At 64.2% G+C, this 24,729-nt stretch carries 9 protein-coding genes; 5 read left to right on the forward strand and 4 right to left on the reverse strand.

What is annotated here, in order from left to right:
* Nucleotides 1-73: 73 nt before the first annotated feature.
* The 4 genes from LR961_RS09605 to LR961_RS09620 all read right to left on the reverse strand — a co-directional run bounded on the left by LR961_RS09605 (nucleotide 74) and on the right by LR961_RS09620 (nucleotide 6,361).
* Nucleotides 74-1,141 carry a hypothetical protein gene (locus tag LR961_RS09605; protein ID WP_232148609.1) on the reverse strand — a complete coding sequence of 356 codons (1,068 nt, stop codon included), beginning with the start codon at nucleotides 1,139-1,141 and terminating at the stop codon, nucleotides 74-76.
* Between the two features lie 37 nt (nucleotides 1,142-1,178).
* Nucleotides 1,179-1,604 (reverse strand): DUF202 domain-containing protein, encoded by a 426-nt coding sequence (locus tag LR961_RS09610; RefSeq protein WP_232148611.1) that lies wholly within the window; start codon nucleotides 1,602-1,604, stop codon nucleotides 1,179-1,181.
* An 83-nt stretch (nucleotides 1,605-1,687) separates the two neighbouring features.
* Nucleotides 1,688-4,015, reverse strand: coding sequence for an arylsulfatase (locus LR961_RS09615; RefSeq protein WP_232148612.1), 2,328 nt, complete (start codon nucleotides 4,013-4,015; stop codon nucleotides 1,688-1,690).
* Between the two features lie 708 nt (nucleotides 4,016-4,723).
* A complete protein-coding gene (locus tag LR961_RS09620) occupies nucleotides 4,724-6,361 on the reverse strand; it encodes a mechanosensitive ion channel domain-containing protein (protein WP_232148613.1) in 1,638 nt (545 codons plus the stop codon).
* 252 nt (nucleotides 6,362-6,613) lie between these two features.
* Between LR961_RS09620 and LR961_RS09625 the strand changes: the two genes are divergently transcribed.
* The 5 genes from LR961_RS09625 to LR961_RS09645 all read left to right on the forward strand — a co-directional run bounded on the left by LR961_RS09625 (nucleotide 6,614) and on the right by LR961_RS09645 (nucleotide 24,728).
* Nucleotides 6,614-7,000, forward strand: coding sequence for a DUF1622 domain-containing protein (locus tag LR961_RS09625; RefSeq protein ID WP_232148614.1), 387 nt, complete (start codon nucleotides 6,614-6,616; stop codon nucleotides 6,998-7,000).
* Nucleotides 7,001-7,037: 37 nt separating this feature from the next.
* A complete protein-coding gene (locus LR961_RS09630; protein ID WP_232148616.1) occupies nucleotides 7,038-7,907 on the forward strand; it encodes a hypothetical protein in 870 nt (289 codons plus the stop codon).
* A 30-nt stretch (nucleotides 7,908-7,937) separates the two neighbouring features.
* Nucleotides 7,938-9,464, forward strand: a complete 1,527-nt coding sequence (locus LR961_RS09635) for an arylsulfatase (RefSeq protein WP_232148622.1) — start codon at nucleotides 7,938-7,940, stop codon at nucleotides 9,462-9,464.
* Between the two features lie 223 nt (nucleotides 9,465-9,687).
* Nucleotides 9,688-21,018 (forward strand): OmpA family protein, encoded by an 11,331-nt coding sequence (locus LR961_RS09640; protein ID WP_232148624.1) that lies wholly within the window; start codon nucleotides 9,688-9,690, stop codon nucleotides 21,016-21,018.
* Nucleotides 21,015-24,728: a hypothetical protein gene (locus tag LR961_RS09645; protein ID WP_232148625.1), complete on the forward strand. Its 3,714-nt coding sequence runs from the start codon at nucleotides 21,015-21,017 to the stop codon at nucleotides 24,726-24,728. Before LR961_RS09640 ends, LR961_RS09645 begins: the two co-directional genes overlap by 4 nt.
* Nucleotide 24,729: the final 1 nt, after the last annotated feature.

Here is a 24,729-nt window from a genome sequence, read left to right on the forward strand (position 1 = left end):
CGCGTACAGCGTCAGGACATCCGCCCGAACCTGGCAGGCTGATGGTTGATGGGCCACGGTACCGGCGGACGTCCTAGTCCGCGCCGATCGTGAGGACCGGCATCGGTGCCGAACTTCCTGTCTCGGCCAGTGAAAAGAACATCATCGTGAACGCGAAGGCGCGCTTGGACGGCATGTCCCGGTCGTCGACCCAGAACCAGGTTTGACGATAGCGCACCGCCACATAAGCATCTGCAGGCGGTTGGGGTCCGCTATGTATGGTCGCCAGCGGTGGGCCTGCCGAGTTCTCCGTGCCCGCCAGCCGGTAACCGGGCGTCGTCCGCCCCTCGGCAATATGCTCGGCAGGGACATCAATGCAGTTGGAGAAGTCCAGCAGTATTTCCAGCATCGAGCGCGTCAGCAGCGCGATCTCCGAATCGTTTCGTGCGGTAGCGCCATAGACCAGGTTGAACTCGGCAGACTGCTTGACACCCAGCAGCTTCCGGACACGAGCGATATCCTCGTCAAGTTGCGCGTTGGCACCGCCGCGGAAGAACAGCAGTGTCGTGTCACCATTCTCGCGTTTTTCGATGCGCATCCCCAGGCCTTCCGAGCGCTGTATGCGGCGGAGCAGCTCGCTGAGCTCCACGAACTGCGGATCGGATGGGCGGGCGTTGACTCCCGCTGAGCGGTTGTAGTTTCCGTTCAGGGCGCGCGTGGTGGCGCTGAGGATGAAGTCGGCCGGATACCCTGCCTGGATCATCTGGAACACGGACGCCGGCGGAATCGGCCGCAACAGGCCCTGAGTGAACTTGTCACCTGTCAGGGGCGCGTAGGAGATGGTGGGCTTGTTGGTGAAACGCCCATAGCCACCGATAGCGGAGTTGGCCGAAGCGTGGGCCGGGAAGTTGACGCCGGCATCCAGTTGCCCCTCGGTCGAGTAGGAAGCGACGACGGATGAAACGTCGAGGAACATGGGCGCATCCGCATAGCGCAGGCGAACGATGTTGAGCAAGGTCTGCTCTTTCCAGGACTCACCGATGGCGCTGGAATAGCCCAGTCGATCGCGCGGAATGCTTTGTGGCCCCATCGTCACGCAACCAGGCCCAATCAGTGCGATCGCCAGGAGACCGCATGCAGGCAGCCTGGGTGACATGTTCAAGAATCCTCCGGGCTTCATGGCCGGTGATGTGCGGTGCTCATTGATCCGTGAATAGCCACAGTGCGGTCAACCCACCCAGCAGCAACAACCCAAGGCTGAAGACGAAGTTGGCGCGATGGCGGGGGACAAGCACTCCTCTTTCAATGTCCTGGCTTACTTTCCAATAACGTATGAGTGACCACAGCAGAAGTGCCAGGCCCAGTACCACCATGCCAATGCCCGCGTTGCTTGCGTCGTGAAGGAACAGGCGCCCGCCCTGCGGCCCTTGATCGTTCTCGATGAGGTAGGTGCTGAAGCGGTTGATGGTGATGCCAAAGCCGATGAGGGACACCGTGGTACGAAGATAGGCGAGATGGGTGCGCTCGTTGGCCATGTGGGTTCGTCCACGGGCCAGATCGTTTGACAGCGAACCGGCTACTTGGTCCGACGCATTGGATGCGGAAGATTGTGTGTCGGTGGCCATGCGAAAGTCCTGAAACGGGGAATCTTCAAAAGTATCGATCGGGCGAAGCAGGCGGCGCCGACAGCATCGGCGCCGCCGTGAACCTAGTCGGCAGCAAATGCCGCCGCCGCCAGCTTCTCAAGGTCGATGTACTGCGCCTTCTCCACGGTCACACCTACACCGAGGATCTCGCCGCCCTTGAATTCGCCCGGGGTGGTGTACTCCGAGCTCACCGCATCGCCGCTGTCGCGGCCGATGCAGAGGCCGTCACCGGACAAGGTGAACTTGCCGAGCTGGGTCTTCATGTCTCCCTCGGCCTCGACTTTGTCATTGACATACAGCTTCGTCTTGCCCAGCGATTCGCCGTGCTCACCTGCACCGGTGCGCTCGAACTCCATGCCAAGCGTGTACTTGCCAGGCTTCAGCTCGGTTTTCGACACGAACTTCTGTTCGGGTTTGATGCCCAGGAAGTTGTAGACGTAGTAGAGCCGCTTGTCCTTGATGAACAGGCTGTGGCCGCCGAAGCGCGAACCGTGGGCGAAGATGACGCCGGAGCAATTGGCATCCTTGATCTCAACGTCGGCCAGTATCTTGTAGGAGCGCCCACGCACGTTGACCGCTACGCCTTCCGGAACCGGGGAGGTGCCCGGATAGTAGAGATAGCGCTCACGGGGGGCTTCGGTGGTCGGCCGTTCCGTGCCCAGCACCTCGGCGGCGGTGCGGTCGTCCAGCGGCAGGACGTTGTTGGTGTCGGCCTCCTCGAACCAGGCATCGATCAGTGCCTTGAGCTTGTCCGGATGCTCCTTGGACAGGTCTTTGGACTCCGAGCGGTCCTCGTCCACGTTGTAGAGCTCCCAGCGGTCCTTGTCGAAATGCCCCTTGCTGGTCAGTGGAGCATGCACCGCAGCCGCCTTCCAGCCGTTCTCCCAGATGCCCCGTGTGCCCAGCATCGCGTAGTACTGGCGCCTCTTCTGGGTCGGGCCGTCCTTCTCGAACGAGTACTTCATCGACACACCGGAAAGCGGGTGCTGCTTGGCGCCACGATAGGTATCGGGCATCTGGATGCCGATGGATTCCAGGATGGTCGGGACGATGTCCACGGCGTGGTGATACTGATTGCGCACCTCGCCCTTGGCCTTGATGCCCTTGGGCCAGTGAATGACCATGGGGCAACAGGTGCCGCCCGCATACTCGGAGTAGCGCTTGAACATCTTGTACGGAGCCGAGAACGCAGCGGCCCAACCGGTCGGATAGTGGTTGTAGGTCTCCGGCCCACCCAGTACGTCCAGGTACTTCAGATTCTCTTCCAGAGAGTCCGGGTAGTTGTTGAAGAACTTGTTCTCGTTCACCGAGCCGGTGGGGCTGCCCTCACCAGAGGCGCCGTTGTCGGAGCAGTAGAAGACGATGGTGTTGTCCAGCTGCCCACTCTTCTCGAGGTAATCGACGATCCGGCCGACCTGGGCATCGGTGTATTCGGAGAATCCTGCATAGACCTCGGCCATGCGCGCGAACAGCTTCTTCTCATCGGCGCTCAGTGAATCCCAGGGTTTGACGTAGTCGGCCGGGTTGGCCTGATCCTCAGGCATGGGATTGAATTCCGGAACGGCGGTTCCGGGCGGCAGCAGGCCTTTCTCGATCATGCGTGGCACGACCCATTTGCGATATGCGTCGTAGCCCTCGTCGAATTTTCCCTTGTACTTGTCGACGTATTCCTGGGGTGCATGGTGCGGCGCATGGTTTGCGCCCGGGCAGAACCACATGAACCAGGGCTTGGAGGGGTTGGAGGCCTTCTGGTCGCGGATCATCTGCAGTGCCTGATCGGCCAGATCCTTGGACAGGTGATAGCCGTCCTCGGGGCCGTAAGGCTGATCGATGAACAGGTTGTCCTGGGTCAGGTCGGGATACCACTGGTTGGTCTCGCCGCCCAGGAAACCGTAGAAACGGTCAAAGCCCTTCTGCAATGGCCACTCGGATTTCGGGCCGCCGGAACAGATGTCCGGCTCGGGCACGTTGTGATCCTTGCCGATCCAGAAGGTGCTGTATCCGGTGTCCTGCAGCATCTGCCCCACCGACATGCATTCTTCAGGCACGCGCCCGGACCAGCCCGGGAAGCCGTTGGCCGTTTCGGTGATGGCGGACATGCCATTGAGATGATGGTTGCGCCCGGTCAGAAAGCAGGAGCGGGTAGGCGAGCACAGCGCAGTGGTGTGCCACTGGGTATAGGTCAACCCGTTGTCCGCAAGCTTCTGCAAGGTTGGCATGTTGATCGCGCCGCCGTAGGGCTGCCATGCGGCCTGACCGGTGTCGTCATAGAGAACTATCAGGATATTCGGGGCGCCGTCGGGCGCCTTGGGCGGCAGGAACGGGTCCCAATCAGCCTTTGAGTCGCGAATGTCGAGTTTGATAACACCCTTGAACTTCTTGTTGGTCATGTCGGTGATCCTACGGTTTCCATTCTGGGGGGATTGCATCCGGAAGCAGCGAGAGCAGCGCGGGATTACTGGGGGCGAATGACAGGGGGGGAGGGCTTCTTTCTTTGGACATTCATCTGCTCGCCGATGCAGGTGAGTCCCTGTTGTGACGTGGTGCCCAACAATGGAGCTGTCGGGGCGATTCGCAAGCTGCGTGAGAGAACCCACACTGCACCACGTCCGATCGGCTGGTTGCTTCTGTAAAGCTACTTAGCCGCCATCAGTATTTGTTCCCAAATACCTGGATTTGGCCTGTGAATGGTCACCCGCGTGTTGACGTCGCTCCGAGCAGCTGGAGCGTTCATGTGCAGGGGAAGATCTCCATGCCTAGACGTCAATGACGTTGGTGGTGGTTCCTGCCGAACTGCACCCGGGTCATCGATGTGCAGATAATGTGTGGTCGCCCGATGTTGTGGGGGAAACGCGTTGCCGCGCATGTCGACATTGCTGTTGACTGCGCAGCAGCTGACCACAGGAATACGGGCCGGATGGCAGATGCAACGATGCAGCGCAGGCGAAAGATGTCCAGCTTGCGTTGCTCCTGCCAGGATTCATCTGCTCAATGATCAAGCCTCGATCCGGTCACCCGGAATGCTCCCGACGCCCACGCATCACAGCGGCGATGCACGCACTCCAGTGCGGCCACAATGGGGGCGCGGTGAGCGGGCCTCATTGTCGCGGCTCGTCCTTCGGTGTTTCATCCACCGCGCCGGCAGGGAACCATTTGGATGGCGGCACCACGACCGCTTCCTCGGGCTGCGCCTCAAAGTGCGGCGACATGATCTGCACGCCATGGTTGTTGAAGGCGTCCTGGATGTTGGCGTGCAGGGTGGACATGATCATGGGTTTGCGTGGAAGCCGTTCGATGGCATCCTCAAGCGCCGCGAACACCTCGTACTCCACATAGAAATCACCCAGCGCCTGCTGCAGTACAAACGGCGTCGGAGTGGTGGAAAGATCGTCCGTCGCCGCGACCGCTTCCAGCAGGATCTGATGCACCAAGCGCCATGGCGCGTCGTAGCCGATGGTGACCTTGACCGACAGATAGATGGGAGCGCCATCGTCGGCAAGCTTGGAGTAGTTGCGCACAGCGTTACCCACCAGCAGCGAGTTGGGCAGGGTGATCTCCTGGCGATTCAGGTTGACCAGTTTGGTGGCCAGGCTACCGACCTCCATGACCCGCGCCTCGATGCCGTCAATCTCGACCATGTCACCACGTCGCAGCGCACGCGAGTAGACCACCACCATGCCGCTCATCAACTGGTTGACCACGCCGGCCGAGCCCAAGGTGAAGACGATGCCCAACATGACCGATACCCCCTTGAACGCATCGCTGCTGGAACCCGGTATGTAGGGATAGGCGATCGCCACACCCATCGCCCACACCGCGATGGTGATCAGGCGCTTGGTCGCCGACGCAGTTTCGGGATGGATGAACGGGGCACGTATGCTGCGGCGCTGCACGTTGTCGAAGAACAGGCGCACGCCCTCGGCAACGGCACGGGTCAGAAACAGGATCAGCAGGACGGTGACGATGCCGGGGGATGCCTCCACCAGTCCGCGGGCAAGCTGCCGCAGCTTGTCGGCAAAGAACACCTGCAGCCCCGCACTCAGCGGCCGCGTGAGCGGGAACGCTGCAAGCACGGCGGCCAGCCAGACATACACCACCAGGAGCTGTGCCAACCATGCCAGGACAATGAACAGACGGGTCACAAGGGGGCGCACGTAGTCGCGCCAGCGCAGGCGGCTCCTGGGTTTGGTCCGCTCGATACGCAGCTGCAGCCAATGCTCGAGACGACGCGTGCCGGCGCGGATCAGCCACGCCAGTATCAGCGCGACCACGGTCGCAGCCAGTGCAATCAGAACGCCGCGTAGCAGGATCTGTGGTCGTCGCTGCTGGCGCTCTGCTTCAAATGCTTGCTGCAGGTTGCCGCGCACGCGTGCCGCCTCCTGCTCCAACGGCCGGCCCTCGGCTTCGGTGTCGCCCGGCAGCAGCGCAAAGATCACGTGACTGCCAACCTGGACCGCAACGGCCGGCCTGTCCATGTACTGGAAAGCCCGGGTGCTGACGGGTTGCAGCTTGTCGGCATCGTCCAGCGTTCGCAGGACCGCTGTTGCACGTTCCGCGCGGACATGTGGAACTGCACCGCTCAACGGCTCGTGGAAGCTGGCGATGTTGCGATTGGCGTAGCGCAGCGTTGCCGATTCGGAGGCGGCAGGCTCCTGCGCGTGTGAGGACTGGAAACATGCGCTGATGAGAAACGCCAGCACGAGGCCTGGCACGATCAGGGACCATGGCTGCTTCACGGGGAACCTCGTTTGATGATGCATCGGGCCGATGGCGGAGCGGTGCGACCGCATTATGGCTACCGCAACGGGCCTGCGAGGAGCGTAAATTTACTTAGCATCACTCGGTAATTAAGCGCTGGAAGCCAGCGCGATACAGACGGCAATCTGGCTGCCATAACGGTGGTAGCTCCTGCATGCCGAGGGATTCATTGGCGGCATCGGCGCAGTCACCTCCATCCGCGCCGGCCCCATCTCGTTGAGTCCACAGCCATGCCGAGTGAAGAAACCGCCATCCAGTGGGTCGAATGGTCCGCGCTCGGCATCGAGCTGGTGGCGATTGGTCTGATCGTCGCGACGATCGTGGTTTCCACTGTCGTCTACCTGCTGGCGATGGTCGTGCAGCACAAGGACCGCGTGGAAAGCTACGAGCGCTACCGGCGCAGGTTGGGACGTGCGCTGCTGCTGGGGCTGGAGATTCTGGTGGCCGCCGACATCGTCCGCACCGTCGCGCTGGACAGCGCCATGAGCGCGATCCTGTCGCTGGGCCTGCTGGTCATCATCCGCACGTTCCTGAGCTGGTCGGTGGTTCTGGAAGTGGAAGGATTCTGGCCGTGGAAGCGCCCGCCGGAACAACTCGCCAGCAGGCGCGGGGAGTAGCCGTGAACAACCCTTCCATTGACATGAATCCATTGCGATGACGACCCAGACAGTCATCCTGCACTGCCTGCAGGCGAGCATCTTTGGCACCGTGTTTGGGTTCGGCCTGGCCGCGACGGTAACCGATGCGCTTTACGTGGTGCGCCGCCCGGGTCTTCTGCTGCGCTGCCTGCTGGCCATGTTCGTGGCCATGCCGCTGGTTGCCATTCTCATCGTGCGGATCTTCGAGGTGCCGCAGGCAACGGAAATCGCCCTGGTGGCGCTCGCGATCGCTCCGATCCCTCCGTTGCTTCCAAAGAAGGAGAGCAAGGCCGGTGGGGAAGGGGCATTCGCGCTGGGGCTGATGGCCCTGATGGGCCTGTTGGCGATCGTCGTGGTCCCGCTGCAGGTCACCCTGATCGGGACGTACTTCGATCGTGACTTCCAGATGTCGGCACTGGCCATCGCCAAGGTCGTGCTGATCATGATCGTGGCTCCACTGCTGCTCGGCATGCTGGTACGGGCCTACCGGCCTCACCTTGCCGACAGGTTGAGCAGGCCGGTGTCCTTGCTCTCGTTCGTTCTCCTTCTCGCCATGGCTGTACTGGTCCTCTACGCCATGATGCCGGCGGTGATGACACTGATCGGCAATGGAACCGTGGTGGCCATCGTCGCCTTCATCGTGATCGGCCTGCTGGTCGGGCACGTTCTCGCCGGACGAAGCGCGGAGCGGCAAACGGTACTGGCCCTGTCCACGGCAAGCCGGCATCCGGCGATCGCACTGGCGATTGCAAAAACCAACTTCCCCGACGTGCCACTGCTGGGCGCCACGATCGTGCTGTACCTGATCGTGGTGACTGTCGTGGCCATTCCCTACGTTCAATGGCGCAGACACAGAGCACCACGGGGTGGAGCGGGGCAGAAGTGAAGGCGCTTCCCAATCACTGGAGTGGCAACCATGACAACCAAGGCAACCAAATCAAGCAACGCCAAGCGGCCCAACATCCTGGTGATGTGGGGAGACGACATCGGCCAGGCCAACCTGAGCTGCTACACCAAGGGCTTGATGGGTTATCGCACGCCCAACATCGACCGCATCGCCAAGGAAGGAATGATCTTTACCGACTCGTATGCCGAGCAGAGCTGTACCGCTGGGCGTGCGTCATTCATCACCGGCCAGTGCGGCCTGCGTACCGGATTGACCAAGGTCGGATTGCCGGGTGCCGAGTTGGGGCTGAAAGCCGAAGACATCACGATCGCCGAAGCACTCAAGCCCTTGGGCTATCGGACCGGCCAGTTCGGCAAGAACCATCTCGGCGATCGTGACGAGCATCTTCCAACGATGCATGGCTTCGACGAATTCTTCGGCAACCTCTACCACCTCAATGCGGAAGAAGAGCCGGAGGAGGTCGACTATCCCAACAAGAAGGACTTCCCGGACTTCAAGAAGAAGTATGGTCCGCGCGGTGTCCTGCATTGCTGGGCAGACGGCAAGGGGGGGCAGAAGATCGAGAACACCGGCCCGCTGACCCGCAAGCGCATGGAAACCTGTGACGATGAGTTCCTCGCCGGTGCGAAGAAGTTCATCCAGGCCGCGCACGATGCCGGCGAGCCCTTCTTCGTCTGGTTCAACACCTCGCACATGCACGCCTGGACCCACGTCAAGCCGGAAAGCCGTGGGCAGTCCGGTCGTTGGCAGTCCGAATACCACGACGTGATGATTGATCATGACAAGTGCATCGGCGAGATGCTCGACTTCCTGGATGAACTCGGCATCGCCGACGACACCTTCGTCCAGTACAGCACCGACAACGGCCCGCACATGAACACCTGGCCGGATGCGGGCACCACGCCGTTCCGCAACGAGAAGAATTCCAGCTGGGAAGGCGCCTATCGGGTTCCCTGCATGGTGCGCTTCCCGGGAAGGATCGAGGCAGGGTCCGAATCCAACGAGATCGTCAGCCATCTGGACTGGTTCCCGACCATCCTGGCCGCCGCTGGCGAACCGGAGATCAAGGAGAAGTTGAAGAAGGGCTACAAGATCGGCAAGACCACCTACAAGGTTCACCTGGATGGCTACAACCTGGTGCCTTACCTGACCGGCAAGGAGAAGAAGAGTCCGCGTCCGGGCTTCATCTACTTCACCGATGACGGTGATGTCGCCGCGCTGCGTTATGACAACTGGAAGATGTTGTTCATGGAGCAGCGCGTGCAGGGGACCTTGAAGATCTGGCAGGAGCCATTCGTGGTGCTGCGCACGCCTTACATCTTCAACATGCGCATGGACCCCTACGAGCGTGCGCAGATCACCTCCAATACGTTCTACGACTGGATGTTCCGGCACATCTATCTGCTGGTGCCGGCACAGGCCGTCATCGCCGAGTTCCTGGCCACGTTCAAGGAGTTTCCGCCCAGGCAGAAGTCGGCCAGTTTCAGCCTGGATCATGTGTTGGAGAAGATGAAGGAAGCGTCATCAGGTTCCTGAAATCGTCTTCGTATGATGGCGCCCTGCACCCCGCCCCCACGTCCTGTGGAGGCGGGGTGCCGCACCACAGATATGGCCCCATCCGGTCAGCATCCCGGCGGGAAGGGGCCGAGCCTGAACTAGCTGGGGAGCAACAGGATGTTCGGACACAGACGATGCGTCGAGCAGGACCGTCAGCGCTTGGCTGCCTGGCAGGACATGCGTGGCTAAGTGCTGGGGGCCCATGTCGGCGACACCGCGCTCGTGGACGTTGTCCTGGGCCAGCAGCATCGCGCTTGCGTTGCTGGTCGTGTCGTCATGCGTGGGCAATGCCCAGGCACAGGTCTCCGTGCAGAACACCGCCCAGATCGATCTGCCGGCGGGTGTCGTGGACGCAACTCCCGCCAACAATTCGGCCACCATCACGGCCGACGTTTTCGCGGTAACCATCGCCAAGACGGGCAGCCCGGCCAGCGGCAGCCCGGTGGCCGCCGGGGATACGATCGGCTTCAACCTGATTGCCACCGTCACCGGGGTAGCGACGGCCACTGCGACCACCTTCACCGACACACTGGGGCCGGGCTTGACGCTGGTGCCCGGTTCGCTGCCCGCAAATTGCAGCAGCAGTGGCCAGGTCGTCACCTGCACCGTAGACGCGGGCACGGCGCCCGGCACCTATCCGTGGTCGTACCAGGCCCGGGTTGATCCGGCCGCCACCGGCGTAGTCACCAACTCGGTGACCGGCGGGCAAGGCTGTACGGCAGCAGCGAGCTGCATGACCAGCCACCAGGTCTTTGCCGGGGTCAGCCTGGGCAAGACCTGGACCGGTGGCCCGGCCGGTGATGCCGTGGACCTTTCGATCTCTGGCGCTGCGGGCAGCGTGATCGTGCTGGGCGGTGGTACGTCCACCTCCGGCGGAAACACTGTCGCAGCGACGGCCGGGGCCGGGCCGGGCGTGCAGGTCACGCTGACCGAGACCTTCAGCAACGGCGATGCCGCCAACTACGTCACCACGTTGGCCTGCACGCGCGCGGACAATGGCGCGGCCGTGCCGGTCACCGGGTCGGGCGCCAGCGGCACCTTCGTGATGCCTGCCGACACCGGGGTGAGCTGCGCCTTCAGCAACGTGCGGCGCGAGGCGACGCTGGTGCTGGTCAAGCGCTGGGTCGATGCGCGGGCCGGGGAGACAGCGACCGTTTCGGCCACCGGCTTCACCAACAACGCGACCACGGGGCTGTCGACATCCACCGGCAACAACGATACGACCGGCGCGGCCGTCACCGTCTACGCCGGCGAGGCCGGCAGCATTGCCGAGACCCTCAGCAACGCCGCCAACTACACCTCGACCCTGACCTGCACCGGCAACAATCTGCCGCTGAGCGGCACCACGCTGACCATCTCGCCCGCAGACGTCGCCATCACCTGCACCCAGACCAACACGCGGCGGAGTGCGACCCTGGTACTGGCCAAAGCCTGGATCGACGGCCTGCCCGGCGACACCGCCACGGTGACTGCCAGCGGCTTCGAGAATCCGGCCAGCAGCGGCCTGTCCACGTCCACCGGCAACAATGTCACCACCGGCACGCCGGTGACGGTGTTCGCCGGAGAGACTGGCACGATCAGCGAAGTACTCAGCAACCCGGGCAACTACGATGCCACGCTGGTGTGCAGCGGCAACGGGACGCCGTTGAGCGGTTCGACACTGAGCATCAATCCGGCCGACACGGACATCACCTGCACCCAGTCCAATACGCGCCGGGCGGTGAACCTGACCCTGCGCAAGAGCTGGGTGGACGCGGCGATCGGTGAATCGGTGACGGTTTCGGCAACCGGCAGCACCACGTTTCCCATCACGCTGGTATCCACTGCCGACAGCGCGACCGAAACCGACACCGGCAGCGCCGTCCAGGTGTATGCCGGTGAAGCCATCACCCTCGCCGAGACGTTTGCCGTGCCGGCCAATGCGGTGAACTACGGCACCACGCTGGCCTGTACCGGAACCAGCGGCCTGAGCGGGAGCGTGCTCACGGTCGGGCAGGGCGACAGCGACATCGTGTGTACCTATACCAACACCCGCCCGCAGACCACGTTGCAGCTGGTCAAGCAATGGGCGGCAGACAGCCGCAACGGCGACGTCGCCCAGCTCGGCGCGACCACGGGGCTGCAGAACAACACCAATGCCTTCACCGCGACGGCGTCGATCGGCGCCAACAGCAGCACCGTGGTGGTGTATGCCGGCGAGCAGGCCACCTTGCCTGCGGAAACGATGGGCGGCGGAGCGCTGGCGAACTACTCGGTCGCGCTGGCCTGCACCGGCGGCAGCCTGAGCGGCAGCGACGGCAAACTCGCCAATACGCTTCTGGTCGAGCCGGGCGATGCAGGCACGCCACTGGTGTGCACCTATACCAACACCCGCAGCAGCACCACGCTGATCCTGGAGAAGACCTGGCTGAACGGCCTGGTCAACGACGAGGTAACGATTGGTGCCACCGGGCTGCAGTCGCTCAGTTCCATTGCCAACGGCCAGCCCAGCCAGACCACGACCGGCACGCCGCAGACCGTGCATTCGGGCGATGTCATTGTGCTGACCGAGTCCTTCGGTTCGGTCACCTCCAACCTCTACAACACCACGTTGTCGTGCACCAACACCGCCGGCTTGGTGGTGAACTCACCCACGACCGGCACCTTGACCGTCGGTGCCGACGACAATGATCCGATCACCTGCACCTTCGTCAACGACCGCCGCAGTGCCCAGTTGATCGTGCGCAAGGTCTGGAGTGGTGGCGGCCCGCCGTCAACGGTGTCGATCCCGGGCAGCACCGGGTTTACCAACAACACCCCGGCATTCACGTCCACGTCGCCCACGTCGAACCAGGTCGGCCCGGTGACCGTGTATGCCATCGAGAACGGCAGCCTTGGCGCGGAAAGCTTCCCCGGCGGCAACGCAGGCGACTACAACAGCACGCTCACCTGCGATGGCACCGACACCAATCCGGCCGATGGGCTGTTGATCCCGATCGCCGATGCAGACAAGACCATCACCTGCACCTACAGCAACACCTTCGTTCCGCGGGCGACGCTCGACCTGCAGAAGACCACGACGGTCACCAGCGTCACCACGCCGGGCCAGACCATTCCGTATCAGATCACCGCGAGCAACACCGGCAATGTGCCGTTGACCAATGTCACCGTGATCGACCCCCTGATCGCGGGCAGCCTGGTGTGTACTCCGGCCATTCCGGTCGCCACGCTTGCGCCGGGAGCAACCATCAGCTGCACCGGAACCTACGTCGTCACGCAGGCCGACATCGACCGCGTTGGCAGCGGCGACGGCGTGGATGACGAGGTCATTACCAACACGGCCGATGTTGATGGTATTGATCCCGACGGCAATACGGTGACTGACAACGCAAGCACAGACACCACGCTGCCACCGCGCAACTACGTCGCAGATTTCACCAAGACCCCCAATCTTGCCGATACCAGCGGTAACGGCACCGGCAGCGTCGGTGAAGTGATCAGTTACAACTTCACCGTCACCAATGCAGGCAACACCACCATCCAGAGCGTGACCGTTGCCGATCCGGGCCTACCGGGCTTGAGCTGTCCGCCGGGCGGCCCCTTGGCACCGGGTGATTCGGTCACCTTCGGTACCGCGCCACCGGCGGATATCGCCTGCACCGGCAACACGCACACCATCACCCAGGCCGACATCGATGACCGCGGCGGTGGTGACGGCGATATCGACAATACCGCTACTGCCACCGCCGTGGTGCCTGGTGGCGGCAGCGCGAGCGGCGATGCCACCTCGAGTGTTCCGCTGGATCCGCCTGCACCCCAGCTGGTACTGGACAAGACGGCCAGCCCAACCCAGGTCAATGCGGCTGGACCGGTGATCACTTACACCTTCGCCGTCACCAATCCGGGCAACGTCACGCTCAACAACATCAATGTCGTTGATCCGAAGAGTGGGCTGAGCGCGATCACCTGCACGCCAGCGGCGCCGTTCACGCTTGCTCCAGGCGCATCCGCCACCTGCACGGCCACGTATACCGTCACCCAGGCCGACATCGACGGCGGACTTGCCATCACCAATGTGGCCACCGCCGCTGGAGACTATGACGGCACGCCCGTTGTCGATACCGACGGCGCCACGGTGATCATCAACCACGGCACGGTAAGTCCCGAACTGATCAAGATTGCCAGCCGCACCTCGGTGAGCGCAGTGGGCGACCAGATCAGCTACACCTTCCGGGTCAACAATCCCTCCACCGTCACCCTGGAAAACCTGCAGATCCTGGATGACACATTGCTCGGCAGCGGCTTGTCGTGCGCGACCATCGCCAGCCTGCCACCTGGCGGCAGCGCCGATTTCGTCTGTACCGGCAACACCTACACGGTGCAGCAATCGGATATCGACAACCAGGGCAACCCGGTCAACGACACCCAGCTGATCGAAAATGACGTCACCGGCCAGGCCCAGTACCAGATTGGCGGCGGCCCCGTGATTACCGTGACCGACACGGCCAGTGCCGATGTCACGTTGCCGCAGCGCACACCGGCCATCTTCATGACCAAGGGCTCGGACGTGGCCTCGGTCCCCGGCCCGAACCAGGACATCACGTACACGTTCTCGTTGCAGAACACCGGCAACGTGACGCTGTTCAACGTGAGGGTGACAGACCCGATGCTGCCGTCACTGTCGTGTCCGCCGCTGTCCAGCCTGGCACCCGGAGCGCTGGTGGTATTGAGCGGCTGCAGCGGAAATGTCTACACGGTCACCCAGGCCGACATCGACAGCGGCAGCAGTGACGCTCTGCCGGGCAATGGGCAGATCGACAACGTGGCCACGGTTGTCGCCGACACTCCTGTGGCCGGCGCCACCGTGACCGATACCGGCGAGCATCAGGTAACCCTGCCGGTACGTGGTCCGCAGATGACATTGGTGAAGAGTGCCGATGTCACCACCGTCACAGCGCCCGGCACGATCAACTATCGCTTCACGGTCAGCAACACCGGCAACGTGACCCTGGATGACGTCACGGTGACCGATGCCGCCCTGGGCCTTGCCTGCCCAAGCGTCGACATGGCGCCGGGGCAGACGCTCGTGTTCGGCGGTGCCGGTGCCGATGTCGTGTGCACAGGCACCACCCGCACGGTAACGCAGGTGGAGGTGGACACGTTCAACGTGCTCAGCAACATGGCAACCGCCAACGGAACCTCCCAGGTGGGGGGGGCGATCAGCCGCATAGGTACACTCGATATCCCGGTCGTGCGAAGCCCGGCACTGAACCTGTCCAAGGTCGCCAACGTCACCCAGGTGCAGGCACCGGGCGATGCCATCGTCTACACCCTCACTGCCAGGAACGAAGGCAACAGCACGCTGACCAACGTCACCGTCAGCGATCCGATGCTGCCGTCGCTCTCGTGCACGCCGGCCATTCCGGTCGCGGCACTGGCGCCAGGCGCCACGATCAGCTGCGAGGGCACCTACATCACCACGCAGGCCGATTTCGATACCAACGGTGGCGGCGACCAGACGGTGGACAACACCGCCACCGCGACATCCGACGTCGTCAACACCTCGGCCAGCGCACAGGTCAGCCTGCCGCTGCCGCAGCAATCACTGGACATCGCCAAGACCGCAGGCACACCCACCACGGCGCTGGGCCGCGATCCGGCGGTGACTGATGCCGGCGACACCATCACCTACACCTTCGTGGTGACCAATACCGGCAATCAGAGCCTGTCGGCGTTGGCGGTGATCGACAGCAACATCGACGCCCCGGCCACCTGCGACAAGACCACGCTGACGGCCAGTGGTCCGGATGCGGTGGCCACCTGTACCGGTGTGCACACCATCACCCAGGCCGAGATGGACAACGGCACGGTCAGCAACACCGCCACCGCTGAGGGCACGCCGCCCGGCAGCTCGCGGGTCAGCTCCTCGCCGGACTCGGTGGTGGTCAACCTGACGCCGCAGCCGGTATTGCTGCTGGACAAGACCGCCAGTGCGCCGACCGTGGCCGGTGGCGCGCTGGCGTCGGTAACCGATGCGGGCGACACGATCTCCTACAGCTTCGTTGTTACCAACAACGGCAACGTAACGCTCGACAACATCACCGTCAGCGATCCGCTGCCTGGCATGTCAACGATCACCTGTCCGTCCGGTCAGCTGGCGCCAGGTGCATCCACTACCTGCTCGACGACGATCTACACGCTGACCCAGGCAGACATGGATGCCGGTGTGGTGACCAACACCGCGACAGGGGAGGGCATGCCACCCATCGGCCCGATTGCCAGCGGTCAGGACAGCACCACCACCCCGTTGACGGCGGGCCCGGCACTGGGCATGACCAAGAGCGCCAACCCCACCACGTATGCCAGCGTTGGCCAGTCCATCAGCTACAGCTACGTGGTCAGCAACAGCGGCAACGTCACCTTGAACGCACTGGCCGTCACCGACGACCGCATCACGAGCGTGACCTGTCCGGTGACCACGCTGGCACCGGGCGCGAGCACCACCTGCACCGGCACGTATCTCATCACCCAGGCCGACCTGGATGCCGGCACGGTGACAAACATCGCGGCGGCCAACGTCGTACCGGCGCAGGGCAGCGTCGGTCCGGCCAACGCACAAGCGACCATCACCGCCGTCCAGGACCGCGCCCTGTCACTGGTCAAGAGCAGCACCACCGCGAGCTACAGCTCAGTCGGGCAGACCGTGCCTTACAGCTATCTGGTGACCAACACCGGCAACATCACCCTGACCGATCCGGTCATCGTCAGCGACGACCGTATCGTTGCGCCCAACACGGTGGTTTGCCCGGCGCTGCCAACCGGTGGATTGGCGCCGGGCGCCAGCATCACCTGCACGGCCAGTTACACCATCGTCCAGTCCGACCTGGATGCCGGCAGCCTCACCAACATCGCCACCGCACAGTCCGGTGCAACCACATCGCCATCGTCCTCGGTCACCATTCCGGGCAACCAGCAGCCGGCCCTTGTGCTGGACAAGACCACCACCGCGACCACCTATGATTCGGTGGGTGACACGCTCAGCTACAGCTACCGGGTCACCAACAGCGGCAACATCACCCTGACCGTGCCGGTGACAATCAGCGATGACCGCATCGTCGCGCCGAACACAGTCAGCTGCCCGGCACTGCCGCCTGGAGGCCTGGTCCCCGGTGCCGAGCTCACCTGCACGGCAACCCATACCGTCACCCAGGCCGACCTGGATGCCGGCAACGTTACCAACACGGCGACCGCGCGGTCCGGCAACGTCAGCTCCGCCCCCGATTCGGTCACTGTCACCGGCCAGCAGAACCCTGCGATGCGGATGGACAAGGCGGTCACCGGCGCGCCGAATCCGGTGGTGCTCAACAGCGTGCTGGAGTTCACCGTCACCGGCACCAACACCGGCAATACCACCTTGACCAACGTGGTGATCAGCGACAGCAAGATCACCCCGTCCAGCATCACCTGCGCCAGCGTCGCGCCGGCTGGCAGCTGCGTACTGGTAGGCACCTACACGGTGACCCAGGCCGACGTGGATGCCGGGCAGGTGCTCAACATCGGCAGCGGCATCTCCGATACCACGCCTGATACACCGTCGCCGCCGACCATCACCCCGGTACAGCAGCTGCGTGGCCTCAGCCTGGACAAGAGCAGCAGCACGACCACCTACGACGCTGTGGGTGACACGCTCAGCTACAGCTATCTGGTCACCAACACCGGCACCGTGACCATCACCACGCCCATCACCGTCAGCGATGACCGCATCGTCGCTCCGGCGACGGTGAGCTGCCCGGCGCTTCCGGTCAACGGCCTGGCCCCTGGCGCCAGCCTGACCTGCACGGCCAGCTACAGCGTCACCCAGATCGATCTGAACCAGGGCTCCGTCACCAACACGGCCACCGCCAGCGACGGCACCACCACCTCGGCACCGGACACGGTGACCATCAACGCCACGCAGCTGCCAGCGATCACCCTGGACAAGACCGCCAGCGTCGCCGACACCAATGCCGATGGCATCACGGGCGATGCCGGTGACGTGATCACCTATGCCTTCAGCGTGACCAACACCGGCAACGTGCTGCTGTCGCCGGTGCGCGTGGCCGATCCGCTGCTGCCGGGGCTGAGCTGCACGGTGCTGGCACTGCCACCGGGCACCACCACGGCGTGCAGCGCCACCGGCAACACGTACACCATTACCTTTGCCGACGAGACGGCCACGAACGTCGTCAATACCGCCACCGCGACCGGTGAAGCACCCGGTACAGCGCCCGATGCCAGCGCAACCGACACCGAAACCACGCCCACCGCAATCACCCCCGCTGCGATCACCGTCAACAAGGCCGCCACGCCGCCCAGCGGAACGCAGGTGGCGCCCGGCGATGCGCTGCAGTTCACGCTCACCGTCGTGGTTGCCAACAATGCACTGCACGAGCCGCTCACCCTGACCGATACGCTGGGCAATGGGCTGACTTTCGTGGCGGTCACCAGCGCCGGTGCGTTCACCTGCAACGCCGCCAATCCGCTGGTCTGCGTCCTGCCTGTGGGGACGGCTGCGGGCAGCTACGCACTGACCTACACCGCAAGCGTGGACGCCGACGCCACCGGCACGCTGCGCAACGGCGTTGTGCCGACCAAGCCGGCCGGCGTGGATCCCCCGCCGCTGTGCCAGACCTGCAGCACCGAACATCCGGTGGTGCCCTCGACCGCTACGGTGAGCAAGAGCGCCGCGCCGGTCAGCGGCAGCCTCGTGCAGCAAGGCCAGACGATCACCTACACCGTCACCACGGTCATTGCCGGCTCTGCCACCACCCAGCCACTGATCCTCAATGACCAGTTGGATGCCGGGCTTGGCCAGGCCACGGTGGTCACGCCCGGTGCCTACAGCTGCAGCGGCAATCTGGCCTGCATTCTGCCCATCGGCACGTTGCCCGGTACCTATCCGTTGGTCTACACGGCCACCGTGGCGGCCGACGCCAGCGGCACACTGCACAACCGGGTGAGCGCGATCAATCTTCCCGGTGGCGATCCAGATCCGGTCTGCGTGCAGTGCAGCACTGAACATATCGTCGAGCAGCCCGCACTGGAGACCAGCAAGCGTCTGGCCGGCAACAGCGACCCCAGTGGCATCGTCTCCACCGGGGATACGCTGACCTACACCGTCACTGCCACCAATACCGGCAACGTGGTGCTGAGCAACGTCACCATCGACGATCCCCTGATCAGCCCGAGCCGCGTCGTCTGCGCCAGCGTTGCGCCGGGTGCAGGTTGCGAGCTGACCGGCAGCTACGTCGTCACCCAGGCCGACACCGATGCGGGCACCGTCGACAACACCGCCACCATCAGCGCGCAGCCCGGACCGGGTGGCAGTGCACTGCCACCGCAGGTGTGTCCGCCAGGCTCGGCCGATGCCCGCTGCCGACCGGTGCTGAACCTGCCCATCGCACGCAATCCCGCCCTGGCCACCACCAAGACCGCCGTCCTGAGCGTGGACCGTGGCACGCCGGGCAAGGGCAATGCGGACGATGTGATCACCTATGCGGTCACCGCCACCAACACCGGCAACGTCACGCTGGATCAGCTGGTGATCCAGGACAGCCTGCAGGGTGGCACGCCCACGCTGTTGAGCTGCACACCGACCCGGCTCGCACCGGGAGAGGGCGCGACCTGCACCAGCTACGACCACACCATCACCGAAGCCGACGCGGGTGTGGACGGCGGCCAGTTGACCAACACCGTCACCGCCACTGCCCAGCCCACGGGCGCCGGGCTGGCCACGGCCACTGCCAACGCGGCGGCCGTAGTCGCCGTCGAGAATGCGCCAGCCGATATCCGTCTGAGCAAGGTCGCCAACGTGCGCGAGGTCAAGGTGGGCGACCTGGTGCGCTACAGCCTGACCGTGCAGAACGTGGGCCAGATCGACCTGGTGGACGGTTACATCATCGACACACCCGCGCCCGGCTTCACCTACGTGGAGGGCTCGTTGCAGGGTGAGGACGACGATCATTCGGTGACCGCCAGCGGCATCTCGCCGCTGCGCATCAACGACCTGGACATCGCCGCCGGCAACACCGCCCGGGTGTCCTACCTGATGCGGGTGGGCGCTGGCGTGCGCCCCGGCACGCTGATCAACCGCGCGCAGACCTTTGCCCCCACCGACAAGGCGGCATCCAACGTCGCCACTGCCGAGGTTGTGACCGGCAGCGATCCGCTGATGGACGACAGCCTGATCATGGGTAGCGTGTTCGACGACCGCGACCGCGATGGTTGGCAGGACAGCGCGACGCTGACCGGCTTGAAGGTGCAGGGCGGCTTTGCGGCGGAGGCCTACATCGCAGGGTCCACCAGCATCGATCGTGGCAACGGGCCGCAGCCGGTGGCCGATGCCAGCGCGCCGCTGCTGCATGGCGTGTCACTGGGCGAACTGGCGGGCAGGCGCAGCGAAGCCGATCCTGCGCATCTCATCGTGATCCGTCAGCGCCTGCGTGAGCCGCGCTTCACCGACGACTTCGTGCTGGACAGCCGCCAAGGCATCCGCGTGCACCTGCAGGCAGATGGCAGCACCCGTACCGAGCGTGAAGGTGACGCCGCCAAGGGCCTGACCGCCGCGATCCCCAGCGTGCAGCGCAAGGTGACGCAGGGCGAAGATGGCTACGTGGTGGATTACGTGATCGCCAACGAAGGCATCGACGAATCCGGTATCCCGGGCGTGCGCATCGGCTCGGTGGAGGGGCTGCTGATGGAAACCGACCAGTTCGGTCGCTACCACGTGGTCGGCGTGTCCGGTGGTGGCCTGGCGCGCGGGCGCAACTTCATCCTCAAGGTGGATGCGGCGACCTTGCCGGCGGGGACCACCTTCGTTACCCGCAATCCGCTGCTGCGGCGGATCACGCCCGGAGTCCCGGCCCGTTTCGACTTCGCTGTATCGCTGCCCACAACCGTGCTGGAACAGAACCGCCAGGTCGAGATGACACTGGGCGAGGTGTTCTTTGCGGCCGACAGCGCGCAGATCGCCGAACGCTACCGTCCGGTGATCGAAGCGATGGCCGAGCAGGTTCGCGGACGCGGAGAAGGCGAGGTCGTGGTTTCGGCCAATGGCGCCAGCGAAGCAATCGCCTTCGCCCGCGCCGAAGCGGTGCGCCAGGCATTGCTGGCAGAGCTCGCGGCCAATGCCACCCCGGTCACCGTGTTGGCGCGTACCAACGTCGATGATCCGGCCTCGCTGCTGGTTGGCGTGGACCAGGGCGGCGCGCTGCTGGGTACTGTCCTGTTCGATACCGACAGTGCTCGTATCCGTCCGCAGATGCAGGCCCTTCTGGCACGCATCGCCCAGGACCTGGAGCGCCGGGGTGGCGGTCGGGTGGTGATCGTCGGGCATGCCGACGTGCGCGGCGATGCCGGGTACAACGTGAAGCTCGGTCTGCGTCGCGCCGAGGCGGTCTCCGCGGCGCTGCGCGAGCAGCTCAGTCCAGCCGTTCGCGACAAGGTGCAGGTGCAGGCCAGCGGCGATCCTTCCGCCGCGCTGGATGCGCAACCTGGCGCAGGGGAGGGCAGATGAAACCGCATCTGCTCAGCTGTGCACTGGCCACGCTGCTCGCAGGCACAGCCCCCACGGCGCGCGCGCAGCAACCTGCGCAAGCCGTCGGGCCGTCAACGCCCGCGCCCGGGGTGGCGGCCACCCCACAGCCGCCACCAGTGACCTGCGGCGAGCAGGGCTGCCGGGAAGGCGAGGGACTGCTGCTGCGCATACGCACCCGCGGCGCTGCCGAACCTGCCACCCAAGGAACGGATGCACGCTCGGGCGAGGCAACGTTGCAGCCGGATCGACGCGTCACGATTTCCGCACCGCCAGCGGATCGCGCCATCGCTGCAGGGCGGTTCAACGTACGCCTGCCGAGCGGCGGCGTGATCTGGGCGACCGAGGATCCCAATCTGGGCCAGCCGGAGCTGTCGGTATCCGCGCCATCGCTGGTCGCCTTCGAGAACGGAAGGATTCTCAAGCCGGTGCCGTTCTATGTGCGTGGCAACTACAGCGACTTCATCGAGCGCATGGAGGTGTTGATCTACCGCCCCACCGATCTGGATCTGATCGCGCCGGTGGCGCGCGTGCCGCTGGACGTCTCTGCGGTCAGCCAGGTGGAGTGGGATGGCGTGTTGCCCAGCGATGAGCCGTTCCGTGCCGGCGACCAACTGCGCTACGTGGTGCGCGCCTACGGCAGCAACGGCACCTTCGATGAGACCGTGGCCCATACGCTGCAACTGGTGCGGCCGATCGAAGCAGACAGCCAGCTCAGTGGCCTGCGCACCCAGGTTGAACGCAGCCAGGGCACCGCGTTGGGCACCGAGCAGGCGTTGCGGCAAAGCCTGATCGACGCGGCATTCGCCGAGAACGGTCTACGGCTGCAGAACATTCCCATCTATGGCTCCCGCATCCGCATCACCGGCCGCGACATCCCCGAATCCACCTCGTTGACCATCAATGGCGATTCGTATCCGGTGGACATGGAGCGCAAGTTCGTTGCCGAGTACCTGGTCCCGGTTGGCCCCCATCGTTTCGACATCGCCGTGAGCGGCGGCGCGGATGCGCTGGAGCAGCACCATGTGCTGGAGCTGGATGTCACCGGCAGATACTTCTTCGGCATCGGCCTGGCCGACGTCACCATCGCCCAGAACAGCGTCAGCGGTTCGATCGCCCCGTTCGCGGTGGACGAGCGCTACCAGGATGATGTGATCAGCGATGGCCGGTTGGCGTTCTACGCCAAGGGCAAGGCGCGCGGCAAGTACCTGATCACGGCGCAGGCCGACACCACCGAGCAGGATATCAAGCATCTGTTCGACGGTTTCACCGAGGCATGGCCGCAGGATATCTTCCGCCGGCTCGACCCGGACCTGTACTACCCGACCTACGGTGATGACTCGACCACCTACCGCGACGTGGACAGCATGGGTCGCTTCTACCTGCGCGTGGACTGGGACAAGAACCAGGCGCTGTGGGGCAACTATGCGACCGGGCTGACCGGTACCGAATACGCGCAGTACGTGCGCTCGCTCTACGGCGGGGCGTTGAGCTGGCGTTCGCAGGCGATCAACCCCTGGGGTGACCCACGCAGCACCCTGCGGCTGTTCGGCGCACAGGAACAGACCGCGCCCGGCCACAACGAATTCATCGGTACCGGTGGCAGCCTGTACTACCTGCGCAACACCGACATCCTGCCCGGCTCGGACCAGGTGGTGGTTGAGATCCGTGACCGCACCACCGGCCGCGTTGAAAAGCGCATCCCCCTGCAACGTGGCACCGACTACGAGATCGACGAGCTGCAGGGCCGCCTGCTGCTGACCCGGTCATTGGCCCAGGTGACCCGCGAAAACCTGCCCACGCTGACCCGCGACCTGCCGCTGGATGGCTACGAACAACGCCTGCTGGTCGATTACGAATGGCTGCCGTCTGGTTTCGACGATGGCGAGCTGACCGCAGGCGTGCGTGGCAAGCAATGGTTCGGTGACCACGTCGGCGTGGGCGTTACCTACGTGGACGAGAACCGCGACAGCCAGGATTACACCTTGGCCAGCGGCGATCTCACCCTGCAGGCCGGCAAGGGCACCTACCTGAAAGCCGAGTACGCGCATACCGAGTCGTTCGGCGTACCGTCGTTCTTCTCCGACAACGGTGGCTTCACCTTCATCCGCAGCAACAACACCGACGCGCAACGAGAAGGCGATGCCAAGGCCATCGAAGCACGCGCCAACTTCCGCGAGCTGGGTTGGACCCGGCTGGACTGGAGTGCCGGTGGCTGGTGGCGGGAAACCGATCCGGGTTTCTCCATTGCCCGGCATGACACCGGACTGTCCGTCACCGAGTACGGCGCCGAAGCGCTCGGCCAGATCACCCGTCAACTGGGCCTGTACGCGCGCTACAGCAAGGCGGAAAGCGGCACCGAGCAGTTCACCCAGGCGCAGGCCACATTGGAATGGCGCCCCGACGACTGGAACACCCTCAGCGGTGAGCTGCGCAGGGTGGAAGAGGGCAGCAGCGACGATCCCGCAGCCGGTCTGCTCGGCGCGCTGAAGTACAGCCATCGCTTCAACACCACGTTGGAGCTGTACGGCACCGTGCAGGCGACCCTGGACGATGACGGCGGGCGCTACGCCGACAACAATGCCGTGGCCATTGGCGCGGAGTACCTGCTCGACGATCGAGCCAGCGTCGGCGCGGAAGTCAGCACCGGTGATCGCGGTGATTCGGCCACACTCGATGCCGAGTACAAGCTCGACAGCGACCACACGCTCTACGGCGCCTACACGTACTCCACCGACAGCACCGAATACGAATCCCTGTTCAACCCGACCCGGCAGAACGGCTGGACACTTGGCCAGCGCTGGCGCCTGTCCAGCCGCACCAACCTGTTCAACGAAAGCCAGTTCCTGAAGGAGCCGGATCAATCTGGCCTGGCACACACGTTCGGCATGGACTTCTACCCGGCACAGGGCTGGAACCTGGGGTTCACGCTGCAATCGGGCGACCTGGACACCGTCGATGGCGGCCACGTGGACCGCAGTGCGGTCAGCGTCAGCGGCAGCCGCACGTCTGCTGACACTGACTGGCGCAGCAAAGTGGAATGGCGCAAGGACACCGGCAGCGAGCGCCGCGAGCAATGGGTGACCACCAACCGGCTCACTCACCGCTTCAACGACAGCTGGCGTATCGCGGCCCGCCTGAACTACTCGCGCACCAATGACGAACTCAACGCGCTGGCCGGCGCACGCTTCTGGGAAGGTAACGTCGGCTTCGCTTACCGGCCATGGAACAGCCAGCGCTGGGCGTTGTTTGGCCGCTATACGTACCTGTACGACCTGGCGACCGAGGCCCAGCTGGGCGGTGCCGACCAGGACCAGAAGACCCAGATCCTGTCCTTTGAGGGCGTCTACAAACATGATGCCCACTGGGAACTGGCGACCAAGCTTGCGCGTCGCGAGGGCGAAGTGCGGATGGGGCGGGGCAGTGGGCCCTGGTTCGATTCGGCCACCATGCTCAGCGTGCTGCAACTGCGCTACCAGCTTCGCCAGAAGTGGTACGCCATGGGCGAGTACCGCTGGCTGGACGTACATGCCGGTGGCACCCAGTCCGGCTTCCTGGTGGGCGTGGACCGCGATATCGGCAACAACTTCCGGATGGGCGTGGGTTACAACTTCACCGACTTCAGCGATGACCTCACCGACTTCGATTACGACCACAAGGGCTGGTTCCTCAACATGGTGGGAACCTACTGAT

The sequence above is a fragment of the Stenotrophomonas sp. SY1 genome (assembly GCF_021202945.1).
GTDB lineage: Bacteria > Pseudomonadota > Gammaproteobacteria > Xanthomonadales > Xanthomonadaceae > Stenotrophomonas.